The organism is Nocardia sp. NRRL WC-3656, from assembly GCF_000720265.1.
Classification (GTDB): domain Bacteria; phylum Actinomycetota; class Actinomycetes; order Mycobacteriales; family Mycobacteriaceae; genus Nocardia; species Nocardia nova.
Map to the genome: position 1 here is coordinate 66,779 of NZ_JOJF01000027.1, position 8,928 is coordinate 75,706.

The 8,928-nt window shown below is 67.0% G+C and carries 5 protein-coding genes and 1 tRNA gene; 5 read left to right on the top strand and 1 reads right to left on the bottom strand.

All coding sequences use genetic code 11. The features are described from left to right. Positions 1-184: 184 nt before the first annotated feature. Positions 185-258: transfer RNA gene (locus IG65_RS0127635), tRNA-Arg, on the bottom strand. 182 nt (positions 259-440) lie between these two features. On the opposite strand from IG65_RS0127635, the gene IG65_RS0127640 reads away from it, so the two are divergent. From IG65_RS0127640 to IG65_RS0127660, 5 genes are all read left to right on the top strand, one after another. Continuing rightward, positions 441-2,477 (top strand): cytochrome c oxidase assembly protein, encoded by a 2,037-nt coding sequence (locus IG65_RS0127640; RefSeq protein WP_030517880.1) that lies wholly within the window; start codon positions 441-443, stop codon positions 2,475-2,477. Next, positions 2,474-3,424: a threonine/serine dehydratase gene (locus tag IG65_RS0127645; protein WP_030517881.1), complete on the top strand. Its 951-nt coding sequence runs from the start codon at positions 2,474-2,476 to the stop codon at positions 3,422-3,424. Before IG65_RS0127640 ends, IG65_RS0127645 begins: the two co-directional genes overlap by 4 nt. Before the next feature lie 162 nt (positions 3,425-3,586). After that, positions 3,587-4,096 carry a single-stranded DNA-binding protein gene (locus tag IG65_RS0127650; protein WP_081879805.1) on the top strand — a complete coding sequence of 170 codons (510 nt, stop codon included), beginning with the start codon at positions 3,587-3,589 and terminating at the stop codon, positions 4,094-4,096. Between the two features lie 75 nt (positions 4,097-4,171). Then, entirely contained in the window at positions 4,172-5,848 is a 1,677-nt protein-coding gene (gene ettA, locus IG65_RS0127655) for an energy-dependent translational throttle protein EttA (protein ID WP_030517883.1), read from the top strand. A gap of 248 nt (positions 5,849-6,096) precedes the next feature. Further along, positions 6,097-8,928: NAD-glutamate dehydrogenase domain-containing protein (locus tag IG65_RS0127660; RefSeq protein ID WP_036525884.1), on the top strand; the 2,832-nt coding region annotated here is incomplete at its 3' end.

The window sequence follows — 8,928 nt, forward strand, 5'->3', positions numbered from 1 at the left end:
GCGGGACGCACAGGCCGACGGGAGGCTGGAGACTCGGGGGCGTGGGATGCGGTGCTGACTGCCCGGCGACGGGCGAGGCCCGCCCGGCGACCGACCTTCCGCAAAAATTCCTAGGTGTTTAGCCGTTGAAGCGAGTGGGTAACCACAGTCCAACCCGGAATATATGCAGGTCAGACTGGCAAAGCGCCCCCGGCAGGAATCGAACCTGCGACCTAGGGATTAGAAGGCCCTTGCTCTATCCAACTGAGCTACGGAGGCATGGCAGTACCAAACACCATGCCCGGTTTGGGGCAGCGTGTCCAGCGAGTTGATTATAGCGAGCGTCCAGATCGGTGCTGGTCATCGACAACGCCGTGGACGACTGTCGCCCTCGTCACAGCGAGCGGGGCGGATTCGGGCCGGGAAGGCTGTGAGGTGGGCCGCCAACTACGCTGAATAGTATGTCGTCACCGCAGGACCCGCCCGTCGAAACCGACCCCCAGGCCGTGCGGCCGGAGGCGACGGCGTTCCCGGTGCTGGCGGTGGTGGCGGTAGGTCTGACCGCGCTGGTCGCGCCGATCGTGGTGAGTCTGTCCGCGGCGCAGGCGCTGACGCTGCTCGGCATTCCCGACCCCGGCCCGCTGACCACCTACGGCCTGCCCGCAGTGCGGGCGGTGGCCGATTTCTCGGCCGCGATCGCGGTCGGGTCGCTGCTGTTCGCGGCCTTCCTGTGCCCACCGCAGCGCGACGGCCTGCTCGATGTCGGCGGCTACCGGGCCTTGCGTCGCGCCGGGATCGCGGCGCTGGCCTGGGCGGTGACCTCGGCTCTGCTGGTGCCGTTGACGCTGTCGGACACCACCGGCCAGCCCGTGCGCTCGATGTTGCGGCCGGATCAGATCTGGCATGCGATCGGCAAGGTCGATGTCGCGGGATCCTGGCGCGCCACCGCGATCATGGCGATTCTGCTCGCCATCGGCTGCCGGCTGGCCTTGCGCTGGGGCTGGACGCCCGTGTTGTTCGCGTGGTCGCTGCTGTGCCTGATTCCGGTTGCGCTGACCGGACATTCGTCGTCGGGTGGCGCCCACGATGTCGCGACGAACAGCCTGATCCTGCATCTGGTCGGCATGGCCGTGTGGGTCGGCGGACTGTTCGCGGTCCTCGCCTACGCCATGCGCGGCGGAAAGTACACCGGTCTCGCCGCACGGCGATTCTCCCTGGTGGCGACGTGCGCGTTCGCGGTCGTCGCGGTGTCGGGTGTGCTCAACGCCTGGGTGCGCGTGCCGTGGGACGAACTGTTCACCACCACCTACGGCCGGTTGGTGATCGCGAAGACGGTCGCACTCTGCCTGCTCGGTGTCGCCGGATTCCTCCAGCGCCGCCGCGCCCTTCCGGCGTTGGCCGACAATCCCCGCGACCGCTCGGCCCTGATCAGTTACGCCGGAGTCGAGATCTTGATCTTCGCGGCCACGATCGGCCTGGCCGTCGGGCTCGGCCGCACCCCGCCGCCGGATCTCAAACGGGTGCCCTCGCCCGCGGAGGTCGAACTCGGCTACAACCTCGCCGGGCCGCCGACCGTCGGCCGCATCCTGTTCGACTGGCGCTTCGACATCATGTTCGGCACGCTCGCCATCGTGCTGGCGGTGCTGTATCTGGTGGGCGTGCGGCGCCTGCGCGCGCGCGGCGACGCCTGGCCGGTGGGGCGGACCGTGGCGTGGCTGTGCGGTTGTGCGGTGCTGCTGATCGCGACGAGTTCCGGGGTGGGCCGATACGCCCCCGCCATGTTCAGCGTGCACATGGCCCAGCACATGCTGCTGTCGATGCTCGCTCCGGTGCTGTTCGCACTGGGTGGCCCGGTGCTGCTGGCCCTGCGCGCCCTGCCCGCCGCCGGTCGCGACGCACCGCCGGGGCCGCGGGAATGGGTGCTGGCCGCGGTACACAACCCGGTCTCGCGTTTCCTGACCCAGCCGGCTGTCGCGGCGGCGTTGTTCATCCTCGGCTTCTACGCGCTGTATCTGGGCGGCATCTTCGATGCGGTGGTCGGCGAGCACGGCGCCCATCTGGCGATGAATCTGCACTTCCTGGTGTCGGGCTACCTGTTCTACTGGGTCGTTCTCGGTATCGACCCCAAACCGCGCCAGGTCCAGCCGCTCACGAAGGTCGGCATGGTGTTCGGATCGCTTCCGTTCCACGCCTTCTTCGGCGTCGCGCTGATGAGCATGACCACGGTGATGGGCGAGTGGTTCTATCGCGGGCTCGGATTGAGCTGGAACACCGATCTGCTCGGCGATCAGCGCACCGGTGGCGGGCTGGCCTGGGCCAGCGGTGAGATCCCGCTGGTCCTGGTGATGCTGGCGTTGCTGGTGCAGTGGTCGCGCAGCGACAACCGCACGGCCAAGCGCTTCGACCGGGCCGCCGAGCGCGACCACGACGCCGCCCTCGCCGCGCACAACGCCATGTTCGCCGAACTGGCCAAACGTGACCGCGAGGTGAAACCGTGACCGAGGCGCCCGCGCAGATTCCGCGCCTTTTTCGCGCCGATATCCGGGCCGCCCGCGAGCGGCTGGGTAACGACGTGCGGGTCACGCCCGTATTCCACACCGAGGTGGCCGGTCCCGAGGGGCCGGTCAAGGTCACTCTGAAGCTCGAACATCTGCAGTACGGCGGCACGTTCAAAGTGCGGGGCAGTCTCAACGCGCTGCTGCAGTCGGAGGACGACGGCCGGCCGGTGGTGATCGCCTCCGGTGGCAACGCGGGGATCGCCGCGGCGCTGGCCTGCGCGCTGCGCGGCCGCCCCTGTACCGTCGTCGTCCCGGAAACCGCACCCCACACCAAGGTCGCGGCGATGTGGGGGTACGGCGCGGAAGTGCTGTGGCACGGAACGACCTATGCCGAATCCAAACGCCACGCCGACGCGGTGACCGCGGAGCGGAACGCGCTGCAACTGCACGCCTACGATCTGCCGGCGGTGGTTGCCGGGGCCGGTGTGGTGGGGCTCGAGATCGAGCGTCAAGTGCGCGGACGGCCGCCGGTGCTGATGGCGGTCGGCGGCGGGGGCCTGATGGCCGGTATCGCGATCGCGCTCGGCCCGCGGTCACGAGTGATCGGCGTCGAACCCAAGGGCGCGCCGACGCTGTACGCGGCGCTGTCGGCGGGGCGCCCGGTCGATGTGCCGGTCGACAGCATCGCGGCGGATGCGCTGGGCGCCACCAGGATCGGCGATATCGCGCTCGATACCGCGATTCGCTACGGCGTCGGCTCGGTCCTGGTGGGCGACGACGCGATCGCGATGGCACGCGAATATCTGTGGCGGGAATTCCGCCTGGTCGTGGAGCCGGCGGGCGCGGTCGCCCTGGCCGCGGTACAGAGTGGGGCCTACGTCCCGGAACCCGGCGAGCGGCCGGTGATCGTGCTGTGCGGCGCCAATACGGACGTGAGCAACCTCTGACCGCGTGAACTCCGGAACAGGGCCTGTTCACACCCACGGGAGTTGTCCACATATTCGCATCCGGGGCTGGTGAGGCGTCGCGGCATCGGCGACGCTGAGTAGGTCACGTCGGCCGAGGGCGCCGCGGACGGGGGCACAGTCGAATCGCGAAGGGGGACAACCATGTACGAGGCGAATACCGCCGTCATCGGCACCGTCGTCACACATCCCGTACGGCGGAGCCTGCCGGGTGGGGAACAAGTGATCAGCTTTCGGATGGCCAGCAATGCCCGCCGCTTCGATCGCGATACCGGAGGCTGGGTGGACAGCGGCACCCTGTTTCTGACGGTGACCTGCTGGCGCCGCCTGGTGGAGGGGGTCGACGCGTCCATCCGTCGCGGGGATCCGATCATCGCCTACGGTCAGCTGCGCACCAACGAGTACCGGACCAGGGAAGGTGTGCAACGCCACGATCTGGAGATGCGAGCCGCCGCGCTGGGGCCCGACCTGGGCCGCTGTGCCGCTCCGGTGCTGCGGCGGGGCGGCGCCCGGAACTCCGGACCGGACCTACACGTTGTCCCCGAAGGGGACGACGCGGTGCCACAGGCGCCGGCGGGCGAGTCCGGCCCCGCCACGGGCGAGGGATCGACTACGGTCGAGCCGGTCTCCGCGGCGGCCGCCGACGCCGGATGACTACCGTTACCTCTGCTCCGCTCGCGCGGTCCTCCGTTTCGACCCACTGGTTCCGACACCGATAGGCTTTCCTACATGGCTGAGTTCATTTACCAGATGAAGAAAGTTCGCAAGGCGCATGGCGACAAGGTCGTCCTCGACGATGTGACCTTGAACTTCCTTCCGGGCGCCAAAATCGGCGTCGTCGGTCCGAACGGCGCCGGTAAATCGAGCGTGCTGAAGATCATGGCCGGACTGGACCAGCCCAACAACGGTGACGCCTTCCTGGCGCCCGGAGCCACGGTCGGCATCCTGCAGCAGGAGCCGCCGCTGAACGAGGAGAAGACCGTCCGCGGCAACGTGGAGGAAGGCCTCGGCGAGATCAAGGTGAAGCTGGACCGCTTCAACGAGATCGCCGAACTCATGGCCACCGACTACTCCGACGAGCTCATGGATGAAATGGGCAAGCTGCAGGAGGACCTGGACCACGCCGACGCGTGGGATATCGACTCCCAGCTCGAGCAGGCCATGGACGCACTGCGCTGCCCGCCGCCGGACGAGCCGGTCGGCAACCTCTCCGGCGGTGAGCGCCGCCGGGTGGCGCTGTGCAAGCTGTTGCTGAGCAAGCCGGATCTGCTGCTGCTCGACGAGCCCACAAACCACCTCGACGCCGAGAGCGTCAACTGGCTCGAACAGCATCTGGCCCAGTACCAGGGCGCGGTCCTCGCGGTCACGCACGACCGGTACTTCCTGGACAATGTCGCCGGCTGGATCCTCGAGCTCGACCGCGGCCGGGCCTACCCCTACGAGGGCAACTACTCCACCTACCTGGAGAAGAAGGCCGAGCGACTCGAGGTTCAGGGCAAGAAGGACCAGAAGCTGCAGAAGCGGCTCAAGGAGGAGCTGGCCTGGGTGCGTTCGGGCGCCAAGGCTCGCCAGGCCAAGAACAAGGCCCGCCTCGGCCGCTACGAGGAGATGGCCGCCGAAGCGGAGAAGATGCGCAAGCTGGACTTCGAGGAGATCCAGATTCCGCACGGCCCGCGCCTGGGCAATGTGGTGGTCGAGGTCGAGCACCTGGACAAGGGTTTCGGCGACCGGCAGCTGATCAAGGATCTGTCTTTCACCCTGCCGCGCAACGGCATCGTCGGTGTGATCGGCCCGAACGGTGTCGGTAAGTCGACGCTGTTCAAGACGATCGTCGGACTCGAGCAGCCCGACAGCGGCGAGGTCAAGGTCGGCGACACGGTGAAGCTGAGCTATGTCGACCAGAACCGCGCCGGCATCGACCCGAAGAAGACGGTCTGGCAGGTTGTCTCCGACGGGCTCGACTACATCGAGGTCGGCAATCAGGAGATGCCTTCGCGCGCTTATGTTTCCGCCTTCGGCTTCAAGGGCCCGGATCAGCAGAAGCCGGCCGGTGTGCTGTCCGGTGGTGAGCGCAACCGCCTGAACCTGGCGCTGACCCTCAAGCAGGGCGGCAACCTGATCCTGCTCGACGAGCCCACCAATGACCTGGATGTGGAGACTCTCGGCTCGCTGGAGAACGCGCTGGAGAACTTCCCCGGCTGCGCAGTGGTCATCTCCCACGATCGGTGGTTCCTCGACCGCACGTGTACCCACATCCTCGCGTGGGAGGGCGACGACTCGAATCCGGCCAAGTGGTTCTGGTTCGAGGGCAACTTCGAGGCCTACGAGGCCAACAAGGTCGAGCGTCTGGGCCCGGAGGCGGCCCGTCCGCACCGCGTTACTCACCGTAAGCTGACTCGCGACTGACCTTTCGGCTCGCGCAGTCGACCGACCACCCGGACGTGCGTCAATCTCTCAGGGGCGCAACGTCATCGCGGTCTACCCGGGTCTCGGCGTAGGCTGCGAACACGGGCGTACCAACCGGCCCGTTCGAGGTAGCTGAGCGTCGCCGAGGGTTTAGAAGGAATACACCCCGGCGCCTCGGCTACCCAGCTACTCTCGACCCCGGCGTCACTTTGTTGCGGAACCGAATCCGAGGGAGTTGGCGAAAAAAAATGACGGTATCGTCCGAATTGTCCAGTAACGCGTGGGCGGAGAGTCTGCCGGAGCCGCTGCGGGGAGAACTCGCAACGCTCGAATCGGCGTACTTCCGTCACGTGGATGCCGGCGATGTGGACTGTGCGATCACCGGAAGTTCGGCGCTGGTCTTCCGAAGGCATCTCGAACTGGGCTTGCAACGTCCCCCGAGCGCGGCGCGCGTGCGGGTGTACCACCCCGACGACGGCAGCGGCATCGGGGCGGCGGTGCAACTGGTCACCGACGATATGCGTCTGCTCGTCGAATCGGTGGCTTCGGCCCTGACCCGGATCGGCGCCACCGTCAGCGAAGTGATCCATCCGATCTTCGAGGTGATGCGCGACGACGAGGGGCGGCTGCATTCCGCGGCCCCGCACGAGGTCGACGGCAACGGTGTCACCGGCTTGCGCGAATCCTGGATTCACGTGCAGCTGCATCCGTCCACGAGCCGCGACGTCCTCGAGCGCATCGAGGCCGAGGTGCCCGATGTGCTCACCGACGTACGCCAGGTCATCGGCGATACCGAAGCGATGCGGGCGGTGCAGGATCGCCTCGCCCGCGAGCTGATCCGGACCGCGGATGCGGGATCCTCGCCGTACCCGGTCACGGACCTGGTGGACTGCGCGCATCTGCTCCGCTGGCTGGCAGACGGGCATTTCACCCTCCTCGGCTACGCCCGCTTCCAGCGTCGCCCCGCGGCCGGTGCGGAAGCGAAATCCGTTGTCGTGCCGGACAGTTGCCTCGGTGTTCTGCGCCCCAACGTCGGGACCGACTTCCAGGTTCCGGGCGACGGCGGCCGGCGTCCGCTGCTGATGCTCACCCAGGGGCTGGTCCCGGCGACGGTGCACCGCTCGGTCTATCCGTATTTCATCGGCGTCGCGGAGGCCGACGCCTCGGGCACGGTCGTCGGCGAACATCTGTTCATCGGTGTGTTCACCGTCGCCGCCCTGCACGAGAACGTGCTCGATATTCCGGTGATCGCGCGCCGGGTGCGCACCGTGATCGAACAATGCGGATTCGATCTCGAATCGTTCTCGGGCCAGGCGATGCTCGAGGTGATCCAGTCCTTCCCACGTACCGAATTGTTCTCCTCGGATATCGACACGATGCGGCGGACCGCCAGCGCCGTGCTCAGCGTGGGCATGCGTCGACAGGTGCGGCTGTTCCTGCGCCAGGATTCCTACGGTCGTTTCGTGGCCGCCATGGTGTATTTGCCGCGCGACCGCTACACCACCCGGGTTCGGCTCGAGATCCAGGACATCCTGGTTCGCGAGTTGGGCGGCGTATCGATCGACTACTCGGCGCGGGTGTCCGAAAACGAGCTCGCCAGCGTGTATTTCACGGTGCATCTGCCCGAACCGGGCACTCGGGTGGATACCTCCGAAGCCAATCGGTTGCGGATTCAGAATCTCCTCGCCGAGGCCAGCCGCACCTGGGACGATCATCTGCGCGACGAGGTGGCTCGGTCCACCGTGCTGGATCCCGCTGTCGTGCAACGGTATGCGGCCGCACTGCCCGACGGGTACAAGGAGGATTTCGGGCCTTCCCGGGCGCTGGCCGACATCGTGCGGTTGGAGCGCCTCGGCGGCGAGACCATCGATCAGCATCTGTATCGCAGGCCGGACGCCGCGCCCGGGTCGTGGCGATTCACCCTGTACGTCGGCAGCGGTATTTCGTTGAGCCAGGTGCTGCCACTGCTGCAGAGCCTGGGTGTCGAGGTGGTCGACGAACGGCCCTACGAGGTCGAATTCGGCGACGGCCGGAGGGCGTGGATCTACGATTTCGGTTTGCAGGCCCGACCCGACCTGCTGCGCATGTCGTTGGACCGCAACATGGATGCCGAGCTGGTGGAAACCGCCGACCGGCTCGATCTCCTCGACGCGCAGGAACGTGGATTACGCGAGCGCTTCACCGAGGCGTTCGACGCCCTCTGGCACGGCCGGGCGGAAAGCGATCCCCTCAACGAGTTGGTGTTGCGGGCCGGACTGCAGTGGCGGTCGGTGTCGATTCTGCGCGCCTATTCGAAGTACTTGCAGCAGGCGGACTTTCCGTACAGTCAGGCCAATATCGCTCGCGTTCTGCTCGCCTCGCCGGATATCGCGCAGCTGTTCGTCGGACTGTTCGAGGCCATGTTCGATCCCGATTCGGCCTCCGCGGACCGTGCGGACGAGCTGCGTGCGGCGGTGCGGGAACGGATCAACGAGGTCGTGAGCCTGGATGCCGACCGCATTCTGCGTGCCATCCTCGGTGTTGTCACCGCCACGCTGCGTACCAACTACTACGTCGTCGACGCCGACGGGTTGCCGCGCGACTACCTGTCGCTGAAGGTCGAGCCGCACGCGATTTCGGAGCTCCCGCGGCCGCGGCCGCAGTTCGAGATCTTCGTATATTCACCGCGGGTCGAGGGCGTCCATCTACGTTTCGGCCCGGTGGCGCGTGGTGGTTTGCGGTGGTCGGATCGCCTGGAGGATTTCCGGACCGAGATTCTGGGTCTGGTGAAGGCGCAGGCGGTGAAGAACGCGGTGATCGATCACGCCAGCGGTGAGGTGATTCCGCCGCAGCGGGTGGTGCGTCGCGACGGTGACGACACTTATCTGGTGGTCGCGGCGGACAAGGGGACCGCGACATTCTCCGATATCGCCAACGACGTCGCCAAGAAATACGGTTTCTGGCTGGGTGATGCGTTCGCGTCGGGTGGTTCGGCGGGGTACGACCACAAGGCGATGGGGATTACCGCGAAGGGGGCGTGGGAGAGTGTCAAGCGGCATTTCGCGGAGATGAATGTCGATACCCAGCGTGAGGAGTTCACG